The sequence below is a fragment of the Corynebacterium aquatimens genome (assembly GCF_030408395.1).
Classification (GTDB): domain Bacteria; phylum Actinomycetota; class Actinomycetes; order Mycobacteriales; family Mycobacteriaceae; genus Corynebacterium; species Corynebacterium aquatimens.
Genome location: NZ_CP046980.1, coordinates 2,104,600 through 2,130,178 on the forward strand (window position 1 = coordinate 2,104,600; position 25,579 = coordinate 2,130,178).

Sequence of the window (25,579 nt, forward strand, 5' to 3'; positions counted from 1 at the left end):
TTCAAGGAGCTTTAAACCGGCTTCGCACGAGGTCGGTTGAAGAGGTCCCTCGCTGAAGTCCTTCACCGACGGAAAGTTCATAGGCTATGCACCGTTTTGGCATCTTTTCTCAATCGACCCCCGCCGTGAAAGCTGTGACTTCGTTCGTAGTTTCCGCATCACTCATTCTGGGTCTTTCCGCATGTTCGAGTGATTCAGACCGCGAGGAAACCTCTACCTCAGCCGCTCCGCCATCGAGCGCGGCTGCCGAGCCGGTGTTGGAAACCGGGGAGTACAAGGCCGAAGCTCACGAGCCGTGGAAAAAGCCCTACAACGAGGATCTGGGCCGGACCAGCTCTTCCTACGAGCTTGCAGAAAACGTGCTTCTCCCGATGGAGATCGACCAAGACCTCTATAAGACGGCTCTCGGCGGGCAGTACGCCAAGCTTGAACACCTCAGCCGCACCTTCGGCGATGCTGTGCGCGACGCCGTTACTCCCTTCGAGGACAACTACGAGTACGGCTTCCAGCAGGTAGCCAATAACGAAAAGGCCGACCGCCGGGGAACCAACACGGTTCTGCGCTTGTCCAACCCGGATACCGCAAACGAAGTAGCCAACGCGATTCACCAGGCACTGCTGACCTCCGGCCTCTACCTAGAAAGCCTTAACGAAGTCAACCCCAACCAGCCCACGCAGATCGCTGGGATGCCGGACACGTTGGCCTCCATCGGCCTCAATGACCATTCGCGGAAGGTCTACGCGATCACGCCGCACAATGAATATGTGATCATCAGCATTGCGGAGGATTCGGGGAAGGAGTTCGCGGAGTCCGACTGGCAGGATGAGTACAACGCCGAGTTCTTGGAGGAGCAGACCCCGCTTATCGACGAAATTAAGGCCACTCGGACCAAGGACGGTTTTGGCGCTACCGACGAACGTCCTGATATTGACCCGACTGGCGTTCTGCGCTTGACAGTCTTCCCGGATAAGAACGACAAATACTTGCTCCCTGTTGGTGCAATCACCCAGCGCGTTGCGGCTTCGTACTTCAAGGACGCGCAATCCGCGTGGGCAACGTTGCGTCAGGCCGGCGTGGAGCGCGCGGGCTGGAACGTGGTTCAGTTGTATCCGACCAAGAACAACGAGGCGCCGAATGTGATCCAGTCCTGGGCGCGTTCGTCCGCGGCGGAAGGCGAGATCAAAGACTACGACGAGCCGCAGGGCGTGCCGAACACGACCTGCTACTCCTCCGATGACGAGTCCTGGGTCAGCTACACCTGCATGCTGATCTTTGACAACTACATCGCCATCTCCTCAACCGAGGACTGGTACGACAAACCAGAAGATGATGACGCGAAAGAGCGCCTTTCCCACCGCATGGCCGCGCAATACCTCATCCTGAAGAAGGAAGCCGAGGGCTCGACCGCCCCCTCTACCGACCCCTCGACCGCCTCCTCTACCGAGGGGGCGAAGGAAAATGAGGAAAGCGAGTCTCCAAGCAAGTCATCCAGCAAGTCATCTAACAAGTAGTTCGACATGACGAATCAGAACGGCACACACCCCAACGGCACGCACGAATCCAGCGGCCAGTGGACGCTGGCCATTGACTTTGGAACGTCCAACACCGCGGCGGCACACACGCATCCGCTGCGCAGCAGCGTCGAGGCAGTCAACCTCGCGCACGACCGCAAGACGATGACTTCTTCGGTCTATATTGAGACCCCAGAAGACATCTCTACGGGTGACGTGGCGATGAACCGCGCGGAGTCTAACCCTTCTGGTTTCCTTCCCTCCCCTAAGCGCGTTATCCCGCAGCAGGTTTTCCAGATCAACGGATATGACATTCCCTCGTCCGTGCCGGTGGCTGCGGTGTTGCGCTCCGTTGTGGAACGCGCCAGCCGCGAGCACAACAACCAGCGCCCGGCCGAGCTGATCCTCACCCACCCTGAGGCGTGGTCGGACCGCGAGGTGCAGGTGCTTATCGACGCCGCGTCGAGCCTGGGGCTCAACGCGGTCACGGTGAAAACGGTTTCCGAACCCAAGGCTGCCGCCCGCTACTACTCTTCGGAAGGAACGCTTGAACCCGGTGACGTGATCGGTGTCTTCGACTTCGGCGGCGGCACGCTGGATATCGCCGTGCTGGAAGCCCAGGTTGACGGGTCCTTTTCCGTGCTTTCCGCCCGTGGCGACAACACGCTTGGTGGCCGCACTTTTGATGCCATGATCCGTCGGTGGGTGGATGAACAGCTTGAGGACGACCACCCGGAGATGCTGCACTACCTCCGCTCTGAGGCACCGTTGACGGAGCGCCACGCGCTCGAGGACAGCATCCGCCGCGCGAAAGAACTGCTGTCTGAAGCATCGTCTGCCTCAATCCGCATTGATGCGGGCGGGGAAACAGCGCGCCTGCAGCTCACGCGCGAAGAGTTTGAAGAGATCATCACTCCCGCCATCAACCGCGCGGTGGAACTCACCCGCGACGCGCTGGAAGGAGCTGGAATCGTATGCCCCGACCAGCTCAAAGCGCTCTACCTCACCGGTGGAACATCCCGCGTGCCGATGGTCCAGGAAGCACTGAAAGACCTCGGGCCGCTGGCCACCTTGGATGACCCGAAGACCGTGGTCGCCCAGGGCGCGGTCTCCGCGGCGGCACCCGTGGTGCGTAACCTGTCTTCCGCCACCATGTCCGGTAACACGACATCCTCCGATCCTCAGAGACATGACCGGGATGCGGGCGGGGCCTCGTCGACAAGCGAAAGCTCCTCTAAGAACCGCAAGCTCATCATGGCGGTTGTGGCTGCGGTCGTTGCCGTGGGTGGTCTCGGCGGACTGGTGTGGGCTGTGACGAACAGCGGGAAGGACGAACCGACGCCGGAGACGAGCGCCGCGCCGACTACGCAGGCGCCGGAAGATCTTGATTCTGTGAGCGCAATCGAAGCTAAAATTCCCGAGAACATTAGGCCTCATCTGGACAGATGCCGTGCAGACGGGACGAGCATGACTAACGCGGTCGAAATCGCATGCGACGTGAAGAAGGACTCGGAAGACTACGCGTTCTTCCAGGAACCGGAATATGACTCGCTGTCTCCGCAGCTGCGCTTCACGGTGAATGAGAACGAATCCCGCAGTGACCTGGCGTCCATCCGCAACGGGAGCTTCTCCAAGGACAATGCATACGCGGGGCCGTTCATCAGCGAGGACGGCAACAAGGGCGCCGCCGCCTACCAATCCTCGATGGGTGAGAACTCACTGTTGAAGTACGCGGACCGCTCCACGTTCATGTCCATCGAGAGCTACGACTTTGCCAGCCCAGACAAGGCAATGGAGTGGCTCAAAGCGAAGGGGCTTCACCCCGAAGACAACTAAGCGGCCAGGCGCTATACTAAGACGCTAACGGTGGCGGGGGCCACCAAACAGGGGGGGGATGAAACGTGACTACGTCAACCACGTCTGTGCAGCGCGCGAGCGTGAATGCGATCGCTCGGAGAGCCACGCACAGCGTCGTGCGGGTAACCATTCGCATCAGCGCGGGGGAATTTCAGCGGTGCGTGGATGTCTCGCTTCCGGTGACGTCAACGCTGAGTGAGATACTGCCGGAGATCTCACGGCTGATTCGCTTGCCGGAGATGTCCACGCCGTGGGAATTCACTACAGCCGCTGGCGCGCCGCTGGACCCGCATGTGCCGCTGAAAAACCTGAGGCTTCGTGACGGGCAGGTGCTGGCGTTGCGCCCGCACGAACCCGTTGCCCCGCCGGTTGTCCGGGACGCGGCGGAGGCGCTCATTGCTAACGGTGAAGATGCCGGGCGCCGCACTGGGATAGAGGCCGCCGGTTCCGTGTGCGGGGCAGTGGCGCTGGGCATTCTCGTGGCGGCGTTGAGCTCACCGCTCATCGGTGCGGGGTTAGCCTCCGCGGTGGCGCTAGTCGTGGCTCTACTTGGGCGCTCACCCGTGGTGTTTGTGGCCGGTGTGCTGGGCGCCGCTGTCGCCACCGGGGCGTGGGTTGGCGGAACGGTGAACTTCTTTAGCAGCACCGATGGCGCCCTCGGTGCCATGACCGCCTGCGCGTTGGGCGCTTTTTTAACGGTCGGCGGCGCAACGGTGGGGCTCGTTGGACCACGCGCGGGCGCCGCGGTGGGTACCGTCACGGTTATCGCGGGCATCGGGGCGCTCGGCGCATGGATGCCGTCGGCGCTGGGGCTGCCTGCCGCGGTGGTTCTCGTTGCCCTCATCGCCATCATGCTCTCACCCGCAGTGGCCACCCGCGGCGCTGGCCTGCAAATCCCGCGGGTACCCACCGCGGGCCAAGACCTCAACATCGCGGATGACTACCAGGACGATGTTGATGATCGCGCGCGTCGCGCTCGCCTGCTTACTGATGGCATCAGCTTGGGCGTCGCACTGTGCTCCATCCCAGCGCTGATCGGCTGTGGGATAGTTGGGGGCGCCTGGGTGTTCGCATTCGGGGTCTGCGTGGCGGGGTCACTGATTATCCACGCCGCCCGCCACCATGCGCTGCTTCCCCGTATTGCGCTGTCACTCACCGCTTTCGTGGCCGTGGCCGCCGCCTGCACGGCGGTCGCCCGGATGGAATCACCCCACCCGGCGATCATGGTGATCGCCATGTTCGTAGCCGTGGCCTGTGCAAGCTCAGCCCTGTGGGCACCGCGCGTTCCCACGCTAGAGCCCACGACACTGGTGTGGCTGGAGCGCGCCGAGGCCTTCGCCATCATCGCCGTGATTCCCCTGGCCGTCTACCTCACCGGGGCATTCGATGCCGTGCGTAGCCTGTAGAAACCAGTCGCCTCATACGCGCGCAATGGGTTTCACCGTTGCCCTGGTTCTGCTTCTCCTACCGTTTTTGGGCAGCCCGCTGATGATCCCGCAGGCCGCCGCACAGGACACTGCCTGCGCGCAGCCGGCTCCGGTCGAACCGCCACGCGCACCCGACAGCCTTATCCCGCTGCGCCAGATCGCCACCGGAAAAGGAATGCGCGTCGCCGTCATTGACACCGGCGTGAGCCGCCACCCAGAGCTGGACCAACTTGCGCCGGGCAAGGATTTTGTCACTCCCGACGAGCCCAATCCACTGTGGGATTGTGACGGCCACGGCACCATCGTCGCTGGCATCATCGCATCCACCACGCTGGGCGTTGCCCCGGATGCGCAGATTATTTCTATCCGCCAGTCGTCCGCGCACTTCCGCCAGCGCCGCGACGAGCCGCAGGATGAGGATGCCCCGCTGGCCGCCGGGACCATGGCCACGCTCACCGATGCGATCCATGACGCGGTTGACCACCGCGCCCACGTCATCAACATTTCTTTGGTCTCCTGCGTGGAACCTGCGCTTGCCGCCCGCGTGGACACCCGCGGCCTTGCGCATGCTTTACGACGGGCGGAGGAATCCGGCGCCCTGGTCATCGCTGCTGCTGGCAACGCGACGAGCACCTGCCCACCGGGTTCCACGGTCTACCCGGCGCTCTTCCCCACTGTCGTGGCCGTCGGTGCCCGCGCCGACTCCTACACGATGGCCGATTATTCCCTGCCCCACCAGCGCATAGTCTCTGCCCCCGGAACTGCACCCGTGGGGTTGTCCTTAACCGGCCAGGGCTGGTCTCACGGCGTCGCCGGTGCTCACGGCGCCGTCACCCCGTTCACCGGCACCAGCTTCGCCACCCCCGTCGTGTCCGGCACCGCGGCACTGCTGCGCCAGCGCTACCCCAAAGCCACCCCGGCCCAACTGCGTGAGATCCTCTACGCGTCCGCCGACCCCAATGGCGGCGCAATCGATCCTTTCACCGCGCTCACCCACGTCCCGCCATGGGCCGCGGAACGCGTGGACGAACGGCCCCCACTGCGCGTCCGGCCCGTGACCTCGCAACAATCCCCAACACCTCAGCGCAGCATCACCGTCGCTCTTGGACTAGTTCTAGCGGGCCTGATCTGCCTTGCGGGTTACGGCCTGCGATCGCTCACCACCAGCCCGCGGCAGCGCGAGCCCTAGCTCAAGCCCTAGGCCCAGCCTAGGTCAAGGACTGGGCGTAGCTTTCCAGCTCGTTGTACGCACGGTCAATGACGATCAAGGCTTCTTCCTCAGCCGGGTCCAGCAACGATAGACCCATCGCGTGGAGGTTGGAGCGCTTCTCGCGGATCGTGTTGATCAGATCCCACGGCGACGCCTCCGGCGGAAGCCCAAGGCGATCAGCGGGGCGCTCACCGATCAAAAGCTGCGTGATCTCATCCTTCATCGGACCAGTACTTCCGGCGTGGACAAGTGACTTCAGCGAGGACATCAACGCAACATCAAGCAGTTCCGGCGCGGAGTTCAGGTACGAGAACGAGCGACGGATTTCTTGCTGGTACTGCGGGAATTCAAACGCGAGGCGACCAATATCGCGCAGCACCGATGCGGAGCGGTGCAACACGGCGAAGCGCGCAATGTCGGTGGAAATGAAGCGCTGGAGCTCAATCACCCCGGACCGCTCCAGCAGCCAATCAGTCAGCGCCGCAGCGCCCTCGGCAGCGTGCTCACGGCCCCGGAAAAGCCCGTATTCACCCACTGTGTCCACCAGGTAGCCCACTTGCATAGCCGCATCCTCATCCGGGCCGAGGACAGCCTCGAGGATTTCTACGTCCGATTTCTCGGCTTGGATAGCCAGTTGGCGGGCAAAGTTCTCCGTGATCGTGCCGGTCCGCGCAGTCTGCGCCAAAAGACCAGCCACGGGGTAGACCTTATCGATGTAGCCGTGGAGGCGCTTCTGCAGCACGCCCGCGTGTTCACGCGCCGCCTCAATCGGGTCTACCTCACCCAACGGGCCATCCTCGAAGGAATCCGCGCGGGACAACAAACCCAGGGTGTTCAGTGACGTGAATCCCAACTGGCTGATGAACTGAACTTCATCTTCGCGCGGGACAGCATCGAATAGGAACAGCGCCGCATCCGCGTCCACCGAGGCCTGGCGAGTTTGCTCATACCCTTCCAGCAGAGCCGAGCGCGTCGCCGCCTCATTCGCCGACGTCAGCGTGGCCAAACCCGGGGTATCAATGAGCGAGTAATCCTTGATCGCCGCGATCGGCATCCAGCGGTTCACATACGCGATTTCAACTGCCGGCACCGGCAGGTTCGTGACCTCACCCCGGCGCGTGGTAATCGGGATCCTGCGGCCGTCTTTAAGCACAGCTTCAGCGCGATCAGGCGCGCCGTACTGATACACGGTGACCACATTCGTCGCTTCAAGCGCAGCGGTCTCCGCGACGGGGGCACCCACGAAAGCGTTCAGAAGCGTGGATTTACCAGACTTAATACGGCCAACGATCACGATGCGCGGCTGCGCATCAAGGCGCGCACGCAGCTCGTCTGCTCGCGCTCGAAGCTCCGGCGACAGCATCGCCAACGGCGCCAAGCCACGCAGCACCGCATCAATAATGCGCCCGCGGCGCACCTGAGTCATGCTCGGCTCGTGCTGCGGCTGCTGCGGTTGCTGCGGTTGCTCGCGCTCTCGGTGCGGGGGCTGCTGCGGCTGCGGTGGTGCCTGCGGCGGCTGGCCATACGGCGGTTGGGTATTCGGGGACGGCTGGTGCGCTGGCTGCTGCGGGTAGGGCTGCTGCTGGGCCGGCTGCTGAACTGGCTGCTGGGGGTGTCGCGGGGGTTGACCGTACGGTGGTTGCGTGTTCGGGTACGGCTGCTGCGGGCGCGGTGAATTACCCGGCGTGCGTGGGGGTTGCTGCGCAGGGTACGGCCCGGTGTGATGCCCCGGCGCGGGCCGCCGCCCAGGGTTGTTCCATGGAAAAGACATAGCTGGTCTACATATTACCCAGGCCGCGGGAGGGCACGGTGAGTTCGGCTTTATTGAGCCTTAACTTAGCCTGGTAAAAGTGTTAAACTTCCGGTGTTTTCAGCAGGTACATTCTTGTATCAGGCTTGTTTCAGGGAGCGTAAAAAGAAAGCGGTAGAAAGTTCATGACCCAATCTTTTTGGATTCTGGCCATTGACTTTGGCACGTCGAATACGGCGGCGGCTCACACGAACCCACTCCACGGACATGTCGAAGCAATCAACTTGTCCGCGGACTACCGCACCATGCCGTCGAGCGTCTACGTCACCAGCCCGGACAATATCGCCACCGGCAATCGCGCGCTCGAGCTCGCCGAAGAAGACCCTTCTGGTTTCATCCCCTCTCCCAAGCGTCTGGTTCCCCGGCACACGATCCACATCAAGAACCACGACATCCCGGCATCCCATGCTGTTGCGGCGGTGCTGCATTCCGTCATCGCCACCGCTGCGAAACTCCACGACAACACCGCTCCTTCGCGCGTGATCCTCACACACCCCGAGGCGTGGTCTGACCGTGAGATCGCCGTGCTCACGGATGCCGCGCGGATCGCCGGAGTAGCGCAAGGCACGGTCACGACGTTGTCCGAACCGAAAGCCGCGGCGCACTACTACTCCCAGAACAACCACCTCACCCCTGGCGATACCCTCGCGATCTTCGATATCGGCGGCGGCACGCTGGACGTGGCGGTCCTTACCGCCCAGCCGGACGGGTCCTTCACCGTCACGGCGGCTGACGGTGACAACAGCATTGGTGGCAAGACCTTCGATGCCATGTTGCGTCGCTGGGTGGAAGAACAGCTTGAATCCGATAACCCTGATCTGGCCGAGTACTTTTCTTCCACAGCCACGCACTCTGAACACCAGGAACTCGACTACAGCATCCGCCGCGCGAAGGAGGCTCTCTCCGATTCCTCCACCGCCACCATCACCGCCCGCGCCGGCGGCATGAGCGAGCGCCTTCTAATCACCCGCGAGGAATTCGAAGGCCTCATCGCACCTGCAGTCGACCGGGCAGTCGCGCTGACCGCAGAAACCCTGCGTCGTGCGAAGATCACCAGCCCCCATCAGATCACGCACCTCTACCTCACCGGTGGTTCCTCCCGCGTCCCCATCCTGCAGGAGCGCCTCAAAGATCTGGGACGGGTAGGCACCTTAGATGACCCGAAGACCGTTGTTTCCCAGGGCGCCGTCGTCCACGCGAAGCGCGCCCCGAGCACGCACACACCGGCCACACAATCACACCCCGTTCAACCGGAACAGGTGCGCTCACAACAGGCGCACTCGCAACAGGTGCACTCGCAACACGTGCAACCGCAAAGCAAGCAGGTGACGCGCGAGCAACGGTCGTCGATAAGCACGAGCGCGAAAAAGAACCGCACGAGCATCATCGCGGCGGGCTCGATCGTGGCGCTGGTGGTCGTTGGCGGCCTCGCGTGGGGAATCATGAGCGGCGGATCGACAACCACGAGCTCGACCTCAACAACAGCGAGCCCCACCGCCGTGAACACTGTGGACGCCGCGGAACAGTGGGACCGTCTCGACCCGCAGAAGCAGGCGACCGTGACCGATGAAGAAGTGCAGCGCGTCAAGGATTCCGTGCCAGGGGCGGCGCTCGAAGGGCTTGAGAGCTGCGCCTTCGACACGGTCGAGGATCGCCCCGACGTGTTCGGCGCGTGGTGCCATTTTGACCCCAATGGGCGCGACCGCAGCTTGGTAAAAAGCGGCCTGAAGCCTGAAGACGACATCCAGTTCCTGTTTGAACTCGACTATGACATCGACGGCTCCCACCAGGGATACGAGTCAGCGAACCCACAGGTTGCTGCGCTCAGCGAACTTCGCGTGAGCAAGGACGGCACCCGCAAGGCGTTCGCGGTGGAGGATGAAAACGGGACCTTCCTCAACTACCAGGATTCCACCAACGGAATGACGATCGGCTCGAACTCCTTCAAGGACATCGACAGCGCCCTGGCGTGGGCGGAAAACATCGGGCTGCTGGATTAGGGGACCGCTCATCCCCTCACCCGCTGATCACAGTACCGCCGTCAGCGCTACCTCACGCGTGAGGTCGGGGCCTGCCGGCAGCAGCGCCAAAATCGCCCACGGGACTTTTTCAACGTGCGCGGCGCCGACCGTTTCCAAGGCGGCACGGTCATCCACTTTGTGGCGCACGCCGGTAGCGGATACCACCTGGTAGCCGTAGCCGGTATCCGCGCCGACGGAGCCCGCGGCAAGTCCCACGAAATAATCCGCGGGCGCGTCACCCGGAAGTTTCATCGCGCCGCCCGTCGTCGCTTCGGGTCGCAGCCGCGAGGAAGCGCCGCTTTCCGACGCGCACACCGCCGTTGACTTCGGATCGATCCACTGGGGCCGCGTCGCTGGAAGGTCGATCTGCATCGGCGGCTGGGCGTCGGGGTAGGAGGCGAGCTGGTCCCGTAAAATGCGGGTGACCTTCGCCCCGGCGGCGGTGAGGATTTCCCTTTGTGTCTCCGTGACCGGCTGGATCCCGCCGTTGGGTGCTATCGCCCAGGCTTGATCGCCCGTGTCGAGGAGCTCTGGCAGTGGGACCGGCACTGTGAGCGGCGGTGCTTCGGTGAAGGTGTTGAGCAATTCTTTGCGCATAGGTAACCGCGGCGTGGTCGAATCAATGCCCAAGCCGCGGCGTATCACGCGCCCTTCGGGCGTTGATGCCGGTGGGAGCGAAGCGCGCCCCGCGCTGGTGAGGACCCACTGGGTGGTCGTCTCCCCCTCACCGACCTCCACGAGAACACCTTCGGCGTTGTCGAATTGGCGTGGGGCGTGTCCAGCGACGACCGTTGTCCTGCCCGCGTACACGCAGGCTGACCAGCTCATGTCCTCCGAGTCGCCGGCGGCGAACATACTCGGGGCGCTGGCGATGCCCAGGGGTGCACCACGCTGCATGGCCACGAGCCGCTCATCCCCCACCCGCTGCGGGTTATCCGGCCCACCCACGATGAGGCGGGCCGACGTCAAGTTGGTCACCGGGTGAATAACCTCTCCTACGCGGACGTAGAGCGAGCCGTCACTAGCCCGCAAGATGCCCGCTGAACCTGGGTCCGGATTGGGCCGCAGCCACGCGAACAAACCACAGCCACCGGCGATGAGCACCACGGCCACCAGGCCAAAGATCGCCGCGCGACGCCGCGCCGCCAGCGGATCATGAATCATGCGGATGTCGCCATAGATCAGCCCATGCTCCACCCTCCGCCGCATGAACCTGTGGCCGGACACCTGTGTGCGCGTTGTTGGCAAAAGGCGCTGCGAATCAGCCATGGATACCCCCCGGTTTTCCCTTTTTACATTCCCCGAATCTCCCCTGACGCGCACCGGTACCGGTAGTGCACGCGGGATTGTTTCAGCTTAACGCAGTTGGACCATCCCCGCAGGTGGTGTCGTGGGCTCAAGCGTTGGGATCGGTGCGGAACCGTGAGCTTGGGCATCCCGCTGCATTTCGCGCAACTCTTCCTCGCTGAACTGGCTGTTTACGGCAAAGACCACCACGGACTCGTTGTGATACACCGGTGTTGCGCCCTCGGCTCCCCAAAGGGCCTTGCCCACGTACCAGTTGGGATACTGGGTGAACCAGAACGGGTGCCCGGAGCCGATGAGGAACTTTATATTTTGGTCCTTCGCGGCTTGATCCACCGGGTTCGGGGTGTATTTGGCCCCGACGCGCCCCGCGCCAAGAAGATCACCGTGGTTGACCACCACGGACGTATCCGTTCCGATCCCTCCACCGGGAGCGCCGAAATGGCGCGCGGCCGTGGGTACGCCAGCATAGGCATAAAGCCAGGAGTATCCGTCAGCGGGATCACCTACTGTCCAGCCTTCATAGGCCTCCGGGCGGGAGGCCAGCCAGTCGAAGGCCTCGCGGGTGTCATCGCCTACCATCCGATCGTCGTCACGCGATGCTGCAAACGCTTTCTTAGCGCCGACGTCTGAGGTGTCTGTCACCCAATCGTGGACGCCCGTGGCTACGTACACCGCGACGGCGATTGCCGCGATCGCGGTGGTCCAGCGCCACGCGGGGGTGTCGTAGCGGGCGGCGAGTGGCGCCAACGTAGCCAGCCGGATCAACGCCGCGATAGCCACCGCCGCGCATGCCACGACCATCAGTGCCACGGGGATCACCAGACGGTGCGCAGTCGAATAGTGCAAGTTAGCGATCGCGGCAACGAACTGGCCCCACGCGCCCCACTGCTCTTTCGCCAGGATCGACGGGGCGAGCGCGCCAACGACAGTCGACAGCGAAATGAAATAAAACAGTCCCGCCCAGACCTGGCCGCGCCAGACGAGCGCCGCGAGAAGACCGAACGCGCCCAGGCACAGCAGAATCGTGGGATCAAACTCCGCGAAAAACTCGCCTGTATGGCGGGTCTCCATCATCAACGCCAGCTGCCAGGCTTCCTCCGGCTCGAATCGCTCGAGCGATTCCCACTGCTGGACCTCACTGGCTTGCTCTGAACCCGCCAGCACCTGCGGCAGGAACAGCAACGAGCCGACCACCGCGGGCCCAGCAATAAGCACCGTGTCCTTCCACCGGGACACATCCGGTTTGATCAGCGTGTTATTGAGCCAGTACAACGGCACGATGAGGAGCAACACCGTGACGGCCGAAGGGTGCGCGCACAGCACACCGATAAACCCGAACGTCAGGGGAAACGCAAGCGCCGGATCCCGTGGCGCGGCGGCAAACATCGCCGCAACCATAAACGCCATGGCCACCGCCACGATGTACGGTCGGACCCCGACGTAGTCCGACACCCACAGCACAACCGGCAACGCATACACCGCGATAGGTGCAAGCCCCGACGCAATCCACGCCGTCCAGCCCTTACCCCGCAAGATCAACCAGGCAAGCGCCGCGGCGGCCGCCGGGACCAACAGCCCCGGCAGAACTATCGACGCCAGATTCAACGCCGGAATCGGCTCCAACCCCGCAGCCTGAGCAAACAACGCCGTTACCGCGTGAAACGCCGAAGGATAAAACAACGCCGTATGCGACTCCGGGCTTTGAAGCTCCCCCATCCGCGTGGACGACGCCACCCCCGTCTCCATCACGAACCGGACGGCATTAGCGTGCCACTGCACATCCCAGCCCTGCACGATGTTGTCCCACTTATACGGTTGGTCCTCCTGGAAACCCATCATGCGGCTAATACACAGCCACGCACCCGTGGCCACTCCCGCGCCGGGCAGCACCCACCAAGGGTGGACACTACCGCCGTGTCGCCAATGCTCCCGTGGGAATAGCGCTTGGGGCCAGGATGAGGAGTTTTTGGCCCGTCGTCGATAAGCAAACGCGTAACGCCACGCCGCGGCGAGCAGAAGGAAAAAGACCAGCGTGATGGAGAAACTCAGCCAGGTAAACCGCACCCCGACGACGCCCAGCAGCCACGCGGACAACCCTACGAGACCAAACGTTGTGGGTACCGCGGCAGCGAACGACGCCGGCGCGCGCACACCCGCTACCAGCGCCAACACCAAGCCGGGAAGAGCAAAAACGGCCAACGCCGTCCACACGGCTGAATCCATGTGCCCTCCTAACTGTTGCTTAGGTCCTGGCTTCTGCGATCACGCGTCACGTGTGCGCGGGCGGCCAGCTGATCCGCCGGCGGGTACTCCACCGCGATAAGCGTCAGCCCACGCGCAGGCGCCAACCGCACCTGTGGATCGCGCTGCGTTGCCGCCAAAAGCCCGTCGATCCATTCTGCGTCACGGCGCCCCTCACCCACATCCAGGCACGCCGCGACCATCGCGCGAACATGATTCCAGCAAAACGCGTCCGCAGTCAGCGTCGCCTCAAACAACTCCGGCTCCTGGGGGGTGGAAACGTCACGCCACGTAAATTCGTGGAGATCCCGAACCGTCGTCGCGTGCGGCTTCGGCTTACAAAACGCGGCGAAGTCATGCAGGCCCAACAGCAACGTCGCCGCCTCCTGCACCCGGTCGATGTCAACTGGCTTTGCCCAGGTCGCCGTATCCCGCGCCCGCGTGGGCACCGGCCCTGCGGGGGCCGTGGTGACCCGGTACCGGTACGTGCGTGTCAACGCCGCGAAGCGGGCATCAAAATCTGGGGTAACTTCAGTGACGTCTCGGACGGAAACATCGTCGGGAAGAAGCTTTGCCAATCGGCGAACCAACCTGTTCGGGTCACCATCAATCGAACGCTGATCCAAACTTTCGCGCGGCACATCAACGTGCGCGACCTGCCCCGATGCATGCACCCCCGCGTCAGTCCGCCCCGCGACCGTCAACACAACGGGGACCCGCAGCACCAACTGCAGCGCCTCCTCGATGGTCTGCTGCACCGTACGCACCGCGACACCATCATCCCCCGCTGCCTGCCGCGCCCACCCGTGAAAGTCCGTACCGTCATACGCAATATCCAGGCGTAGGCGCATCCGGGCTGCGGGTTCATCATTCATCGGGCTAAGGCTACCAGCTTCCCGGGCGCCCTTGTCTGCGTCTGCAGCGGTGGCGGGGCCTGTGTTTGCTGGCCCAACTTGGAGTCCTGACGATGTTGACACCCCACCCCCGATTTCCTCGGCGCCGATTTCTGTTTTACTTGGTCAGAATGTTATGCGTCAGGGCTTATGGTCAGCATCGTCAGGGTGGCGGCTCGCGGGGGCCGGGCAGCCAGAACGACACCCGATTCCGGCGCGGCGGCGGGGCCTGTGTTTACTGGCCCAATTTGGAGTCCTGACGATGTTGACACCCCACCCCCGATTTCCGCGGCGCCGATTTTTGTTTCACCTGGTCAGAAGGTTATGGTTCAGGGCTTATGGTCAACATCGTCAGGATGCCGGGTGGCTGGGCATGCAAAAACCCGCGACACCCTCATTTGAGAGCGCGCGGGTTGGGAGGTGAAGGCGAAAAGTTTACTTCTCGTCTTCGGCCGGGGCCTCAACTGCTTCTTCAGCAGCGGCGTCGGCGTTGGCGGGAGCTTCCGCGTTGGCCGGGGCTTCGGTCTCGGCGTTGGCGGGGGCCTCAGCGTCGGCCGGGGCTTCGGTCTCGGCGGGGGCCAGTGCTTCGGCAGCTGCGGCGGCGGCTTCCTTGGAGGCAGCGGCGCGGGTAGCGCGGGTTGCCTCGGAGGTCACGGTCTCCTCGAGAACGAGGGAGATCTGGGACATCGGAGCGTTGTCGCCCTTGCGGTTTTCCAGTTTGATGATGCGGGTGTAACCACCGGGGCGGTTCTCAAACTTCGGAGCAAGCTCGTGGAACAGGTGTGCAACGACATCCTTGTTCGGGATCTCTGCGGCAACAGCGCGGCGGTCGTTGACCGTGCCGGACTTTGCCTTGGTGATCAGCTTCTCAGCGTAGGGGCGCAGCATCTTGGCTTTGGCGTCAGTGGTCTTCACTGCGCCGTGCTCGAACAGGTTGGAAGCCAGGTTGGACAGAATGTGCTTCTGGTGGCTTGCCGAACCGCCGAGACGGGGACCCTTCTTCGGGGTAGGCATTGTTGGTTCTCCTCGTGTGTGTGAATCTTAAGTGGCTTTGTTAAAAGCCACGCGATCGTCCGCTTTTACTCAGCGGAATCGTCGATGTAATCGCCAGTCTCAGCGTCGTAGCCCTCAATCTGCGTCGGATCGAAATCCTCAGGAGCGTCCTTCAGGGTCAGGCCCAAGGAGGCAAGCTTGATCTTGACCTCGTTGATGGACTTCTGACCGAAGTTGCGGATATCCAGCAGGTCGCTCTCGGTGCACTCGGCGAGCTCACCGACGGTGTGGATTTCCTGGCGCTTCAGGCAGTTGTAGGAGCGAACGGAGAAGTTCAGGTCCTCGATCGGCATGTTGTAGGCCGCGATGTACTCCGTCTCCTGCGGGGACGGGCCAATCTCGATGCCCTCGGCGGCGGTGTTCAGCTCGCGAGCGAGGCCGAACAGTTCAACCAGGGTGGAACCAGCGGACGCCAGGGCGTCGCGGGCAGTCATGGAGTTCTTGGTCTCCACATCGATGATCAGCTTGTCAAAGTCGGTGCGCTGCTCAACACGCGTTGCCTCGACCTTGTAGGACACCTTCAGCACCGGCGAGTAAATCTGATCAACCGGGATCAGACCGATCTCACCACCGGAGTTCGGCATCGCAGGCACGTAGCCGCGGCCGCGCTCCACCACGAGCTCCATCTCCAGGCGAGCCTGCTCGTTGAGCGAAGCGATGTGGAGATCAGGGTTGTGGACCGTGATGTCAGCCGGAAGGTCCAGGTCAGCTGCAGTGACGTCAGCCGGGCCTTCCTTGGACAGGTAGACCATGACCGGCTCGTCCGAGGTGGACGACAGAACTAGGTCCTTGACGTTGAGGATGATCTCAGAAACGTTTTCCTTCACACCGGGGATGGTGGTGAACTCGTGCAGCACACCCTCGATCTTGATCGAGGTCACTGCTGCTCCAGGGATGGACGACAGCAGGGTGCGGCGCAGGGAGTTACCCAGGGTGTACCCGAAACCGGGCTCGAGTGGCTCGATTACGAACTTCGAGCGGTTGGTATCGATGTATTCCTCGGTGAGCTGAGGGCGCTGTGAGATGAGCATGAACGTTCTCCTTTATCGGCGACCGCTATTTGACGCCGGTAGGTGCCGGTGCGTTCCACCGACACGAAAACACTGATATGAATTCGTCGTTAAGCAAATAAAGCGATTACTTCGAGTAAAGCTCGACGATGAGCTGCTCCTGGATCGGAACATCGATCTGAGCACGCTCGGGCCGCTGGTGCACGAGGATGCGCAGGGACTCCGGAACAACCTGAAGCCATGCCGGAACAACGGCATCTACCAGGTTATCCTGAGCCTCTTCGAACCAGATCATCTTCTGGGACTTCTCACGAACATCGATGATGTCGTACTGAGAAACCTGGAAGGATGGGATGTTCGTCTTCACACCGTTGACCAGGAAGTGGCCGTGGGACACGAGCTGTCGAGCTTGACGACGGGTGCGTGCCAGACCAGCGCGGTAGATGACGTTGTCCAGGCGGGATTCCAGAAGAACCAGTAGGTTGTCACCAGTCTTACCCGGGAGGCGGTTGGCCTCATCGTAGTAGCGGCGGAACTGCTTCTCCATGACGCCGTAGTTGAAGCGAGCCTTCTGCTTCTCCTGCAGCTGGAGCAAGTACTCAGACTCCTTGACGCGAGCGCGGCCAGCCTGACCCGGAGGGTACGGGCGGCGCTCGAAGGACATGTCACCGCCGACCAGGTCAACGCGGAGACGACGAGATTTACGTGTAGCGGGGCCAGTGTAACGAGCCATAATGAATTACCTCTTTCCTAAAATCCCTGAACCCTAGACGCGACGACGCTTCGGCGGACGGCAACCGTTGAACGGCTGAGGCGTCACATCCGAGATCGAGGACACCTCCAGGCCGGCAGCCTGGAGCGAACGGATAGCGGTTTCGCGGCCCGAACCCGGACCCTTGACAAAGACGTCGACCTTCTTCATGCCGTGCTCCATTGCCTTGCGGGCTGCGTTCTCAGCAGCCATCTGCGCGGCGAACGGGGTGGACTTGCGCGAGCCCTTGAAGCCAACGTGGCCGGAGGACGCCCAAGAGATAACAGCACCGTGCGGGTCCGTGATGGACACGATGGTGTTGTTGAAGGTGGACTTGATGTAAGCGTGGCCTGCAGCCACGTTCTTCTTTACGATGCGGCGGCCAGTGCGGCGGCCACGAGTCTGTGGAGGCATAGGTTACTTCTTCTTTCCTGCGATGGTCTTCTTCGGACCCTTACGGGTACGCGCATTGGTCTTCGTGCGCTGGCCGCGAACCGGAAGTCCACGACGGTGGCGCAGGCCCTGGTAGGAGCCGATCTCAATCTTGCGGCGGATGTCAGCCTGAACCTCGCGGCGAAGGTCACCTTCGACCTTCCAGGTGCTCTCGATGACATCACGAAGTGCGGACAGCTGCTCATCGGTCAGGTTGTCCGTACGCAGGTCAGGAGAAATGCCGGTCTTCTCCAGCAATTCCTTGGAACGGGCAGGCCCAATTCCGTAAATGTAGGTCAGTGCGATCTCCATGCGCTTGTTGCGCGGCAGATCCACACCAGCTAGACGTGCCATGTGGTACGTGCCTTTCAGGTTGGTTCGGTGGTTTTCTCCCTACCCGTCCACGTCGCGCAACGCTTGTGCCCGGTCCATTCCGGAACGATTGGGTTGTGGTGTGACGCGGCTCCAGCCACCGCAGCCGGAGGTACAAGGGCGACCCCACCTAGGGGGACGCCGTGGGAAAGGAGGCTTTCAATGAATATGCAGTTGTTACTGCTTTACAGGTAAGCCTTCGCGCGGAAGGGCTTACTTGTAGCGGTAGACGATACGACCACGCTCAAGGTCGTAGGGAGACAGCTCCACAACGACCCTGTCTTCAGGGAGGATGCGGATGTAGTGCTGGCGCATCTTGCCACTGATGTGTGCCAAGACCTCATGCCCGTTGTCCAACTCGACACGGAACATTGCGTTCTTCAAGGGCTCAATAATGCGACCCTCGACTTCGATTGCGCCTTCTTTTGCCATACACTCCACTTCCGAAAGTTTTTATCGTGGTTGATCATCAAGATCTACCGCCCTTGCCAGCGCGTTTTTGCACTGGCAAATCGGCACCTATCCGCTTACTGTGCGGTGTGGACCGCCACAGACAGACACCGAGTGACCACTATAGCCTTCTACCTGCTAGGAATGCAAAACTCGGCCGCTGGATCACCCGGCGTCCCTCACCCCCTTATAAGCAACAGCCCGGCCGCCCCCGAATAGGGAACTGCCGGGCCGAAAGTTAGGGCTCTTAAGTCAGGCGTGTTCTTAGAAGACGTAGACCTGGTCGCCGATCTGCAGGTCGTTGAAGTACTTGATCGCGTCCTGGCGGTACATGCGCACGCAACCGTGGGAGCGGTACGCCGGGTCACCCTGGTGGAAGGCAATGCCGTTGTAGGTGAAGTAGGTTGCAAACGGCATCGGGGCGTTGCCGAATTCGTAGGAAATCTCATCGCGCACCTTACGGTTTACGCGGTGCCAGCCCTTCGGCGTCTCATACCCAGCCTTACCGGTTGCCACGGTGACAGGGCCGTAGTAGATGCGACCGTTGTTCTGCAGCCAGCTCTTCTGGTTACGGATGTCAACGCAGGCCTTTGCCTGCGGCGGGCACGGGTTGCTGCGCGGAGCAGGCTTTGGGGCGGGAGCCGGCTTGGGCGCCGGCTTAGGTGCGGGCTTCGGCGCCGGCTTGGGTGCAGGCTTCGGGGTGCGCGCTGCAATGAGGCCCGGGGACAGCATCTCCACGATGCGGTCAATCTCAGCCTTGAGGCGGTCAGCGGTAGCCTTGTCACGGCCAAAGAACTGATCCACCTGGACACGAAGAGAGTTACGAGCGTTCCAGATCAGGTCCTGAACACCGCTGCCGGGCGCGTATGCGGTGTTTCGCAGGGAGGTCTCTGCGTACTGAACGAAAGCAGCAGGGCTAGCGCTGGACAGTGCAGGCAGGGCAGGAAGCGCGGGTTGAGCGGTAGCAGGAGCCGGGGCTACAACCAAGGAGGCAGCGACACCGGCGCTGGTGACAAACATGGCCGCCTTGCGCAGCAAGGAAGCGGAACGAGTTTCACGGGGCTTTTTCAGCATGCGAGCAGTATATCGAAAGCTGGCCGTATCAACTAGTCCTGCGGGGAGAAATCCCTACCGCGGAGTGAGAATCCGTGGGCCATCCGCCGTCGCAGCCACGGTGTGTTCCCAGTGCGCTGCGGGCGAACCATCATCGGTAACAACGGTCCAGTCGTCGTCCAAGACGGTCGATTCCGTCTCCCCGCCAAGAATCAGCATCGGCTCAATCGCCATCACCGAACCCTCCTGGATCACCGGCCCTTTTCCGGGACGGCCCTCATTAGCCAGGTACGGGTCCTCATGCATCTCACTGCCGATGCCGTGGCCGCCGTATCCTGCGAGGATCCCCAGCTTGATCCCAAAATCGGCCTCAGCCTTGCGCGTGGCTTTCTCCAACGCGTGCGAGACATCAGTCAGGCGGTTTCCGGGCACCATCGCCCCCAACCCGTCGTAAAGCACCTGCTCGGTCGCGCGATTGAGCTTATCGACGGCCGGGTCAAGCTCCCCTACCCCGAACGAGATAGCGGAGTCCCCGACCCAGCCGTCCAGCGTCGCGCCGCAATCGATGGATACTAAATCACCATCGCGCAGGACTGTGTCGGCGCTGGGGATGCCGTGCACCACGACATCGTTGACCGAGGAACAGATCGAGGCGGGGAATCCGCCGTAGCCCAAAAACGTGGGCACCGCCCCGTGGGAGCGGATGACCTCTTCCGCGACCGCGTCAAGGTCCGCTGTCGTTGTACCCACCGAAGCGGCTTCACGGACCGCGAGGAGGGCCTGGCCCACGATTCGCCCGGCGGCTTCCATAGCGTCAAGCTCACCGGGGGTCTTGGCTGGAATTGCTTTGCGGCGACGGAACACTCGGTGGATACCTGTGGTTGATAGACGGGTGGCGTACGGGGGGCTACTGTGCGCTGCGCGCGTTGATCTCGTTCAGCGTGCGGGCGTTGATCTCCTCGACCTCGCCTTCAGCGTCAATGTTGATCAGCTGGTCACCGTAGTGGTCAATCAGCGGAGCGGTCTCATCGCGGTAGACCTGAAGGCGGGTACGGATCGTGTCCTCATTGTCATCAGCGCGGCCGCGGGCGAGCATGCGCTCCACCACCACGTCCTCATCGACCTTGAAGTTCAAAACACCGTCGAGCTTCAGGCCGTGCTTGTTCAGCATCTCTTCCAAAAGATCGGCCTGCTCCACCGTGCGCGGGAAGCCGTCGAGCAGAAAGCCGTTTGCAGCGTCGTCTTCGCTCAGGCGGTCTTCGACCATGCGCGCCGTGACCTCGGTGGGCACCAGCTTGCCGGCGTCAATGTACTCCTTGGCTTCCTTGCCCAGAGGGGTACCTTCACCGATGTTGGCGCGGAATAGGTCGCCGGTGGAGATGTGCGGGATGTTCAGCTTCTCAGAGAGAAGAGCAGCCTGGGTGCCTTTGCCGGCACCGGGAGGGCCAAGGAGTACGAGTCGCATTACTTCAACAGTCCTTCGTAGTTAGATTGCAACAGTTGGGATTCAATTTGCTTCACCGTGGTCAAGGCCACGGAGACCATAATCAGGATTGCGGTACCACCGAACGCGGTCATGCCCGCGTTTCCAGAGCCACCGACACCAAGATCAAGAGCGATGTTCGGCAAAATCGCGATAAATCCAAGGTACAGGGCGCCGACGAACAGGAGGCGGTTCATCACGAATGCCAGGTACTCCGCCGTCGGGCGGCCCGGGCGAATGCCAGGGATGAAGCCGCCGTACTTCTTCATGTTGTCAGCCTGCTCCACCGGGTCGTACTGGATGGAGACGTAGAAGTAGCTGAAGAAGATGATCAGTGTGAAGTACAGCAGGATGTACTGCCACGAACTCGGGTTCTGGAGCCACGACATCACGTTGCCCATCCACCAGTTATCCGGCGGCGTGGGCTTGTTGGAGTTCACGATCTGGGTGATCAGCACGGGAACGTACATCAGCGAGGAGGCGAAGATCACCGGGATAACACCGGCCTGGTTGACCTTCAGCGGGAGGTACGTGGACGTGCCACCGTACTGGCGGCGGCCAACCATGCGCTTTGCGTACTGCACCGGGATGCGGCGCTGTCCCTGCTCAATGAAGATGATGCCCACGACGAGCAGGACCACAGCGGCGAGAACCACAGCGAAGACCAGCGGGCCCGACTGACGGTAGATCTGAATGCCGTCCGAGGGCAGGCGGGTAGCAATACCAGCGAAGATGAGCAGCGACATACCGTTGCCCACGCCCTTTTCCGTGATAATCTCACCAAGCCACATGATGAGGATCGCACCGGAGGTCATCACAACAACCATCATGATCAGGGTGAAGATGTTGCGGTCTTCCACCAGCACCGGAACGCCAGAGCCAAGCAGCTGCTCACGGTCTGCCAAGGCGACGATGCCCGCGGACTGCAGAAGCGCCAAGCCCACGGTGAGGTAACGCGTGTACTGCGTCATCTTCGTCTGCCCGGACTGGCCTTCCTTCTTCAGCTCCTCAAAGCGCGGAATGACCACGGTGAGCAGCTGCACGATAATCGACGCCGTAATGTACGGCATGATGCCGATGGCGAAGATGGATAACTGCAGCAGCGCGCCACCGCTAAACAGCGAGATGACGGAGAAGATGTTGCCGCCGGCAGTTTCCTTCATCTGTTCGAGCCGTTGCGCGATCAGAGCGTAGTCAACTCCCGGGGTGGGGATCTGGGCGCCGATGCGGTACAGGATCATCAGCGCAAGGGTGATCAGAATCTTCTTGCGCAGATCGGCATCTTTAAACGCCTGAACAATGGCAGACACGGTGGCTGTAGCCTCCTGACGGCCCCACGCGGGCAGGGCCGAGTATTCAGTGCTGATATAGAACGTCACTACCCTAGCAAACGCGTCGGACAAACCGTGATTTGCGCACCACAAAAGTGCCTATAACAGCACGAAGCCCCTGCGACTCAACCGCAATGGTGTGAGTCGCAGGGGCAATTCGTTTTCTAATGATCGCTTATGCGCGGCGGAAAGCATCCTCCGTAACGGAGCCGCCAGCTGCCTCGATCTTCTCCTTCGCGGAGCCAGAGAACTTCTGAGCCGTGACGTCCAGCTTGACGCTGATGTCGCCGTTGCCCAGGATCTTCACCGGCTGGTTCTTGCGAGCCAGTCCGGCCTCAACGATCTCTGCGACACCGATGGTGCCGCCCTGCGGGAAGCGAGCCTCCAGGTCAGAAACGTTGACGACCTGGTACACAACGTGGTTCGGGTTCTTGAAGCCCTTGAGCTTCGGCAGACGCATGTGGATCGGCATCTGGCCACCCTCGAAGCCGGCCGACACCTGCTTGCGAGCCTTCGTACCCTTGGTACCGCGACCAGCGGTCTTACCCTTGGACGCCTCACCACGACCCACGCGGGTCTTTGCCTTCTTCGCACCCTCAGCCGGGCGCAGATCATGAAGCTTGATCACATCAGACATGTTTTCCTCCTCCCCTTACTTCTTCGGTGCGGGAAGTTCACTGTCAGCAACTTCCTCAACGTCAACCAAGTGGCGCACGCGCAGGATCATGCCACGCGTAGCCTCATTGTCGCGCTTGATCACGGACTGACCGATCTTGCGCAGACCCAGGGACTCCAGGTTGCGGCGCGTGATCGGCTTCTGGCCCACCTTGCCGTGGTGCAGAGTGATTTTCAAAGCCATGGTGTTTAGGCCTCCTGTCCTGCGCGCATGCGCAACATACGAGCCGGAGCGACCTCTTCGATGGACTTGCCGCGCTTTGCAGCAACCTCCTCGGGGCGCACGAGCTGCTTCAGGCCCGCAACGGTCGCCTGAACGACGTTGAGGGCGTTGTCAGAGCCGAGCGACTTGGCCAGGATGTCCTGGATACCAGCACACTCGAGCACCGGACGAGCAGCACCACCGGCAATGACACCGGTACCAGGAGCAGCCGGGCGGAGCATCACGATGCCCGCTGCGGCCTCGCCCTGAACCGGGTGAGGAATGGTGCCACCGATCATCGGAACGCGGAAGAAGTTCTTGCGAGCTTCCTCAGCACCCTTTTGAATCGCGGCCGGAACTTCCTTGGCCTTGCCGTAGCCGACACCGACCATTCCCTGGCCGTCGCCGACGACTACCAAAGCGGTGAACGACATGTTGCGGCCACCCTTAACGGTCTTCGCAACACGGTTGATGGTAACGACGCGCTCGATGTACTTATCGCGCTCGTCCTCTTCGCGGCGGCCACGGCCACCGTCACGGCGGCCTCCGTCGCGGCGGCCACCATCGCGGCCACCACGGTCCGAACGCTCGTCGCGGTTACCGCGGCGTCCGCCGTTGTCCTGCGCAGCGTTGTCTGCGCCGTTGTTCTGTGCAGTGGCATCTGCCGCTGCGCGCTCTTCAGCGGAAGTTCCGCCGTCGCGCTGTTCACGATCCGACATTTATGCCTTCCTTCCGTGAGAGTTTGCTGTGCGAATGTTTGCGTGTGCGGTAGCCATTAGAACTTCAGACCACCTTCGCGAGCCGCCTCAGCAAGAGCTGCAACGCGGCCGTGGTACTTGTAACCACCACGGTCAAAAACGACTGCGGTGATGCCAGCCTGCTGTGCACGCTCAGCGATCAGAGCGCCGACCTTGGCTGCCTTAGCCTTCTTGTCGCCCTCGAGTGCGCGTACGTCATCCTCGATCGAGGAAGCGGACGCCAGGGTGTGGCCCGCCAGATCGTCGATAAGCTGAACGGAGATGTGGCGCGAGCTGCGGTGCACTGCCAGGCGCGGAGCCTCGGCGGTGCCTCGCAGGTTCTTGCGGATACGCTCGTGACGGCGCACGCGCGCTTCACGACGACGGGTGGAAATGTCGCGGCCAACCGGCACGCGCTTCTGCGTAGTAGATTCAGTGCTCATTGATTACTTACCCGTCTTTCCGACCTTGCGGCGAACCTGCTCGCCCTCGTAACGGATGCCCTTACCCTTGTACGGGTCATCCTTACGCAGACGGCGAATGTTCGCGGCGATCTGTCCAACCTGCTGCTTGTCAATTCCCTCGATGGAGAACTTCGTGTTGCCGTCGACCGCGAAGGTGACGCCCTCCGGCGCGGCGATCAGGATCGGGTGGGAGTAGCCCAGGGAGAACTCAAGGTCCTTGCCCTTCTGCTGGACACGGTAACCCACACCGAAGATCTCCATGTTGATCTTGTAACCCTCGGTGACGCCAACAACCAGGTTGTTGATCAGCGAGCGCGACAGACCGTGGAGGCTGCGGTTAGTGCGGTTGTCATCCGGGCGAGAAACAACGATCTGGTTGTCCTCAACTGCTGCGGTGATCGGCTCCGGAATGTCCAAGGACAGGGTGCCCTTCGGGCCCTTGACCTCAACGTGCTGGCCGTCGATCTTCGTGTCAACGCCGTTGGGGATAGTGATTGGGTTCTTACCAATACGAGACATCGTTCAAACCCTCCCTTACCAGACGTAGGCGAGGACTTCCCCGCCCACACCCTTCTCGTGAGCCTGGCGGTCCGTCAGCAAGCCGTGGGAGGTGGAGATGATAGCCACACCCAGGCCGCCGAGCACCTGCGGCAGGTCGTTGGACTTTGCGTACACGCGAAGACCTGGCTTGGACACGCGGCGTAGACCAGCGATGGATGCCTCGCGCTGCGGGCCGTACTTCAGGTCGAGGGACAGGGTCTTGCCAACCTTTGCGTCCTCAACGCGGAAATCGGAAATGTAGCCCTCCTGCTTGAGGATCTCTGCGATGTTGACCTTCAACTTCGAAGAGGGCATGGACACGGAGTCATGGTGCGCGTTGTTAGCGTTGCGCACGCGTGACAGCATGTCCGCAATGGGATCTGTCATGGTCATAAGAGACCTATAGCCTTTCTCGTTACGGTTCCCACCCACTTGACGTTGTCCGTGTGTTCTCAATCGGGGGCCACTTACGCGCGGCACGCTCAGTAACGTGCGGGGCTCGCTGCCACCGGCCATACGGTCCGCTTACTAGCGGGGGGCCTGCAACAAAGTTGCGGTTATTGTCTTACAAGTCCGCGCCACGCTGGGCACAGACCTGAGGGGACAGCCTACACGCCACCTGCGCAAACACAAAATCCCGATGGGAAATCAAAAGCGCCGGGGAGGACACTGCCTCACCCGGCGCTTAGAGCATTCGCTTATCGACGATCGGTCAGCTGCTTATCGACGATCGGTTAGCTCCGATCGT

Annotated in this window: 25 protein-coding genes; 5 read left to right on the top strand and 20 right to left on the bottom strand. The window is 62.0% G+C overall.

Translation table 11 applies throughout. The annotated features are described in order from the left end of the window. Nucleotides 1-134: 134 nt before the first annotated feature. The 4 genes from CAQUA_RS09545 to mycP all read left to right on the top strand — a co-directional run bounded on the left by CAQUA_RS09545 (nucleotide 135) and on the right by mycP (nucleotide 5,984). Nucleotides 135-1,511 carry a DUF7373 family lipoprotein gene (locus CAQUA_RS09545; RefSeq protein ID WP_196825333.1) on the top strand — a complete coding sequence of 459 codons (1,377 nt, stop codon included), beginning with the start codon at nucleotides 135-137 and terminating at the stop codon, nucleotides 1,509-1,511. 6 nt (nucleotides 1,512-1,517) lie between these two features. Further along, nucleotides 1,518-3,347, top strand: coding sequence for an Hsp70 family protein (locus CAQUA_RS09550; protein ID WP_196825332.1), 1,830 nt, complete (start codon nucleotides 1,518-1,520; stop codon nucleotides 3,345-3,347). Nucleotides 3,348-3,412: 65 nt separating this feature from the next. Continuing rightward, nucleotides 3,413-4,774 (top strand): type VII secretion integral membrane protein EccD, encoded by a 1,362-nt coding sequence (gene eccD / locus CAQUA_RS09555; RefSeq protein ID WP_196825331.1) that lies wholly within the window; start codon nucleotides 3,413-3,415, stop codon nucleotides 4,772-4,774. 25 nt (nucleotides 4,775-4,799) lie between these two features. After that, entirely contained in the window at nucleotides 4,800-5,984 is a 1,185-nt protein-coding gene (gene mycP, locus CAQUA_RS09560; protein WP_231375574.1) for a type VII secretion-associated serine protease mycosin, read from the top strand. A gap of 19 nt (nucleotides 5,985-6,003) precedes the next feature. Here the strand turns inward: mycP and CAQUA_RS09565 are convergent, their stop codons facing one another. Further along, a complete protein-coding gene (locus CAQUA_RS09565; protein WP_196825330.1) occupies nucleotides 6,004-7,776 on the bottom strand; it encodes a dynamin family protein in 1,773 nt (590 codons plus the stop codon). A gap of 164 nt (nucleotides 7,777-7,940) precedes the next feature. Here CAQUA_RS09565 and CAQUA_RS09570 point away from each other — a divergent pair, with 164 nt between their 5' ends. Next, nucleotides 7,941-9,815, top strand: coding sequence for an Hsp70 family protein (locus CAQUA_RS09570; protein WP_196825329.1), 1,875 nt, complete (start codon nucleotides 7,941-7,943; stop codon nucleotides 9,813-9,815). 27 nt (nucleotides 9,816-9,842) lie between these two features. Here CAQUA_RS09570 and eccB read toward each other — a convergent pair whose 3' ends face one another. The 19 genes from eccB to rpsH form a co-directional block, all read right to left on the bottom strand. Further along, nucleotides 9,843-11,105, bottom strand: coding sequence for a type VII secretion protein EccB (gene eccB, locus CAQUA_RS09575; protein WP_196825328.1), 1,263 nt, complete (start codon nucleotides 11,103-11,105; stop codon nucleotides 9,843-9,845). An 87-nt stretch (nucleotides 11,106-11,192) separates the two neighbouring features. Beyond that, the gene (locus CAQUA_RS09580) at nucleotides 11,193-13,367 is read right to left on the bottom strand and encodes a DUF6541 family protein (protein ID WP_196825327.1); all 2,175 of its coding nucleotides are present in this window, start codon (nucleotides 13,365-13,367) and stop codon (nucleotides 11,193-11,195) included. Between the two features lie 8 nt (nucleotides 13,368-13,375). After that, on the bottom strand, nucleotides 13,376-14,260 hold the full coding sequence (truA, locus tag CAQUA_RS09585; RefSeq protein WP_196825326.1) for a tRNA pseudouridine(38-40) synthase TruA: 885 nt from the start codon (nucleotides 14,258-14,260) through the stop codon (nucleotides 13,376-13,378). Between the two features lie 453 nt (nucleotides 14,261-14,713). Then, the gene (gene rplQ, locus CAQUA_RS09590) at nucleotides 14,714-15,292 is read right to left on the bottom strand and encodes a 50S ribosomal protein L17 (RefSeq protein WP_196825325.1); all 579 of its coding nucleotides are present in this window, start codon (nucleotides 15,290-15,292) and stop codon (nucleotides 14,714-14,716) included. Between the two features lie 65 nt (nucleotides 15,293-15,357). Further along, nucleotides 15,358-16,362 carry a DNA-directed RNA polymerase subunit alpha gene (locus CAQUA_RS09595; RefSeq protein ID WP_196825324.1) on the bottom strand — a complete coding sequence of 335 codons (1,005 nt, stop codon included), beginning with the start codon at nucleotides 16,360-16,362 and terminating at the stop codon, nucleotides 15,358-15,360. A 106-nt stretch (nucleotides 16,363-16,468) separates the two neighbouring features. Further along, a complete protein-coding gene (gene rpsD / locus CAQUA_RS09600; protein ID WP_196825323.1) occupies nucleotides 16,469-17,074 on the bottom strand; it encodes a 30S ribosomal protein S4 in 606 nt (201 codons plus the stop codon). 33 nt (nucleotides 17,075-17,107) lie between these two features. Next, a complete protein-coding gene (gene rpsK, locus CAQUA_RS09605; protein WP_196825322.1) occupies nucleotides 17,108-17,506 on the bottom strand; it encodes a 30S ribosomal protein S11 in 399 nt (132 codons plus the stop codon). A 3-nt stretch (nucleotides 17,507-17,509) separates the two neighbouring features. Beyond that, nucleotides 17,510-17,878, bottom strand: coding sequence for a 30S ribosomal protein S13 (gene rpsM / locus CAQUA_RS09610; RefSeq protein WP_196825321.1), 369 nt, complete (start codon nucleotides 17,876-17,878; stop codon nucleotides 17,510-17,512). A gap of 231 nt (nucleotides 17,879-18,109) precedes the next feature. Beyond that, nucleotides 18,110-18,328, bottom strand: coding sequence for a translation initiation factor IF-1 (infA, locus tag CAQUA_RS09615; protein WP_076599143.1), 219 nt, complete (start codon nucleotides 18,326-18,328; stop codon nucleotides 18,110-18,112). 282 nt (nucleotides 18,329-18,610) lie between these two features. Next, entirely contained in the window at nucleotides 18,611-19,420 is an 810-nt protein-coding gene (locus CAQUA_RS09620) for a L,D-transpeptidase (protein WP_231375573.1), read from the bottom strand. Nucleotides 19,421-19,474: 54 nt separating this feature from the next. Continuing rightward, on the bottom strand, nucleotides 19,475-20,209 hold the full coding sequence (gene map, locus CAQUA_RS09625; protein ID WP_196825715.1) for a type I methionyl aminopeptidase: 735 nt from the start codon (nucleotides 20,207-20,209) through the stop codon (nucleotides 19,475-19,477). Between the two features lie 97 nt (nucleotides 20,210-20,306). Further along, nucleotides 20,307-20,864 carry an adenylate kinase gene (locus CAQUA_RS09630; protein ID WP_196825320.1) on the bottom strand — a complete coding sequence of 186 codons (558 nt, stop codon included), beginning with the start codon at nucleotides 20,862-20,864 and terminating at the stop codon, nucleotides 20,307-20,309. After that, nucleotides 20,864-22,192: a preprotein translocase subunit SecY gene (gene secY / locus CAQUA_RS09635; RefSeq protein WP_196825714.1), complete on the bottom strand. Its 1,329-nt coding sequence runs from the start codon at nucleotides 22,190-22,192 to the stop codon at nucleotides 20,864-20,866. The genes CAQUA_RS09630 and secY overlap by 1 nt, the downstream gene beginning before the upstream one ends. 196 nt (nucleotides 22,193-22,388) lie before the next feature. Continuing rightward, nucleotides 22,389-22,850 carry a 50S ribosomal protein L15 gene (gene rplO, locus CAQUA_RS09640; RefSeq protein ID WP_196825319.1) on the bottom strand — a complete coding sequence of 154 codons (462 nt, stop codon included), beginning with the start codon at nucleotides 22,848-22,850 and terminating at the stop codon, nucleotides 22,389-22,391. A gap of 15 nt (nucleotides 22,851-22,865) precedes the next feature. After that, nucleotides 22,866-23,072, bottom strand: coding sequence for a 50S ribosomal protein L30 (gene rpmD, locus CAQUA_RS09645; protein WP_196825318.1), 207 nt, complete (start codon nucleotides 23,070-23,072; stop codon nucleotides 22,866-22,868). 5 nt (nucleotides 23,073-23,077) lie between these two features. After that, nucleotides 23,078-23,809 carry a 30S ribosomal protein S5 gene (gene rpsE / locus CAQUA_RS09650; protein ID WP_196825317.1) on the bottom strand — a complete coding sequence of 244 codons (732 nt, stop codon included), beginning with the start codon at nucleotides 23,807-23,809 and terminating at the stop codon, nucleotides 23,078-23,080. 56 nt (nucleotides 23,810-23,865) lie between these two features. Further along, complete coding sequence (rplR, locus tag CAQUA_RS09655) at nucleotides 23,866-24,270, bottom strand: 50S ribosomal protein L18 (protein WP_196825316.1); 405 nt, start codon at nucleotides 24,268-24,270, stop codon at nucleotides 23,866-23,868. Nucleotides 24,271-24,273: 3 nt separating this feature from the next. Further along, entirely contained in the window at nucleotides 24,274-24,810 is a 537-nt protein-coding gene (gene rplF, locus CAQUA_RS09660; protein WP_196825315.1) for a 50S ribosomal protein L6, read from the bottom strand. Between the two features lie 15 nt (nucleotides 24,811-24,825). After that, nucleotides 24,826-25,224 (bottom strand): 30S ribosomal protein S8, encoded by a 399-nt coding sequence (rpsH, locus tag CAQUA_RS09665; RefSeq protein ID WP_196825314.1) that lies wholly within the window; start codon nucleotides 25,222-25,224, stop codon nucleotides 24,826-24,828. Nucleotides 25,225-25,579 lie beyond the last annotated feature (355 nt).

Bases quoted from the DNA above. Each gene is read 5' to 3' on its own strand.
- CAQUA_RS09550 (WP_196825332.1), top strand. From the start codon at position 1,518: ATGACGAATCAGAACGGCACACACCCCAACGGCACGCACGAATCCAGC.
- mycP (WP_231375574.1), top strand. From the start codon at position 4,800: ATGGGTTTCACCGTTGCCCTGGTTCTGCTTCTCCTACCGTTTTTGGGC.
- CAQUA_RS09565 (WP_196825330.1), bottom strand. From the start codon at position 7,776: ATGTCTTTTCCATGGAACAACCCTGGGCGGCGGCCCGCGCCGGGGCAT.
- CAQUA_RS09570 (WP_196825329.1), top strand. From the start codon at position 7,941: ATGACCCAATCTTTTTGGATTCTGGCCATTGACTTTGGCACGTCGAAT.
- eccB (WP_196825328.1), bottom strand. From the start codon at position 11,105: ATGGCTGATTCGCAGCGCCTTTTGCCAACAACGCGCACACAGGTGTCC.
- CAQUA_RS09580 (WP_196825327.1), bottom strand. From the start codon at position 13,367: ATGGATTCAGCCGTGTGGACGGCGTTGGCCGTTTTTGCTCTTCCCGGC.
- truA (WP_196825326.1), bottom strand. From the start codon at position 14,260: ATGAATGATGAACCCGCAGCCCGGATGCGCCTACGCCTGGATATTGCG.
- rplQ (WP_196825325.1), bottom strand. From the start codon at position 15,292: ATGCCTACCCCGAAGAAGGGTCCCCGTCTCGGCGGTTCGGCAAGCCAC.
- CAQUA_RS09595 (WP_196825324.1), bottom strand. From the start codon at position 16,362: ATGCTCATCTCACAGCGCCCTCAGCTCACCGAGGAATACATCGATACC.
- rpsD (WP_196825323.1), bottom strand. From the start codon at position 17,074: ATGGCTCGTTACACTGGCCCCGCTACACGTAAATCTCGTCGTCTCCGC.
- rpsK (WP_196825322.1), bottom strand. From the start codon at position 17,506: ATGCCTCCACAGACTCGTGGCCGCCGCACTGGCCGCCGCATCGTAAAG.
- rpsM (WP_196825321.1), bottom strand. From the start codon at position 17,878: ATGGCACGTCTAGCTGGTGTGGATCTGCCGCGCAACAAGCGCATGGAG.
- infA (WP_076599143.1), bottom strand. From the start codon at position 18,328: ATGGCAAAAGAAGGCGCAATCGAAGTCGAGGGTCGCATTATTGAGCCC.
- CAQUA_RS09620 (WP_231375573.1), bottom strand. From the start codon at position 19,420: ATGCTGAAAAAGCCCCGTGAAACTCGTTCCGCTTCCTTGCTGCGCAAG.
- map (WP_196825715.1), bottom strand. From the start codon at position 20,209: ATGGAAGCCGCCGGGCGAATCGTGGGCCAGGCCCTCCTCGCGGTCCGT.
- CAQUA_RS09630 (WP_196825320.1), bottom strand. From the start codon at position 20,864: ATGCGACTCGTACTCCTTGGCCCTCCCGGTGCCGGCAAAGGCACCCAG.
- rplO (WP_196825319.1), bottom strand. From the start codon at position 22,850: ATGTCTGATGTGATCAAGCTTCATGATCTGCGCCCGGCTGAGGGTGCG.
- rpmD (WP_196825318.1), bottom strand. From the start codon at position 23,072: ATGGCTTTGAAAATCACTCTGCACCACGGCAAGGTGGGCCAGAAGCCG.
- rpsE (WP_196825317.1), bottom strand. From the start codon at position 23,809: ATGTCGGATCGTGAACAGCGCGACGGCGGAACTTCCGCTGAAGAGCGC.
- rplR (WP_196825316.1), bottom strand. From the start codon at position 24,270: ATGAGCACTGAATCTACTACGCAGAAGCGCGTGCCGGTTGGCCGCGAC.
- rplF (WP_196825315.1), bottom strand. From the start codon at position 24,810: ATGTCTCGTATTGGTAAGAACCCAATCACTATCCCCAACGGCGTTGAC.
- rpsH (WP_196825314.1), bottom strand. From the start codon at position 25,224: ATGACCATGACAGATCCCATTGCGGACATGCTGTCACGCGTGCGCAAC.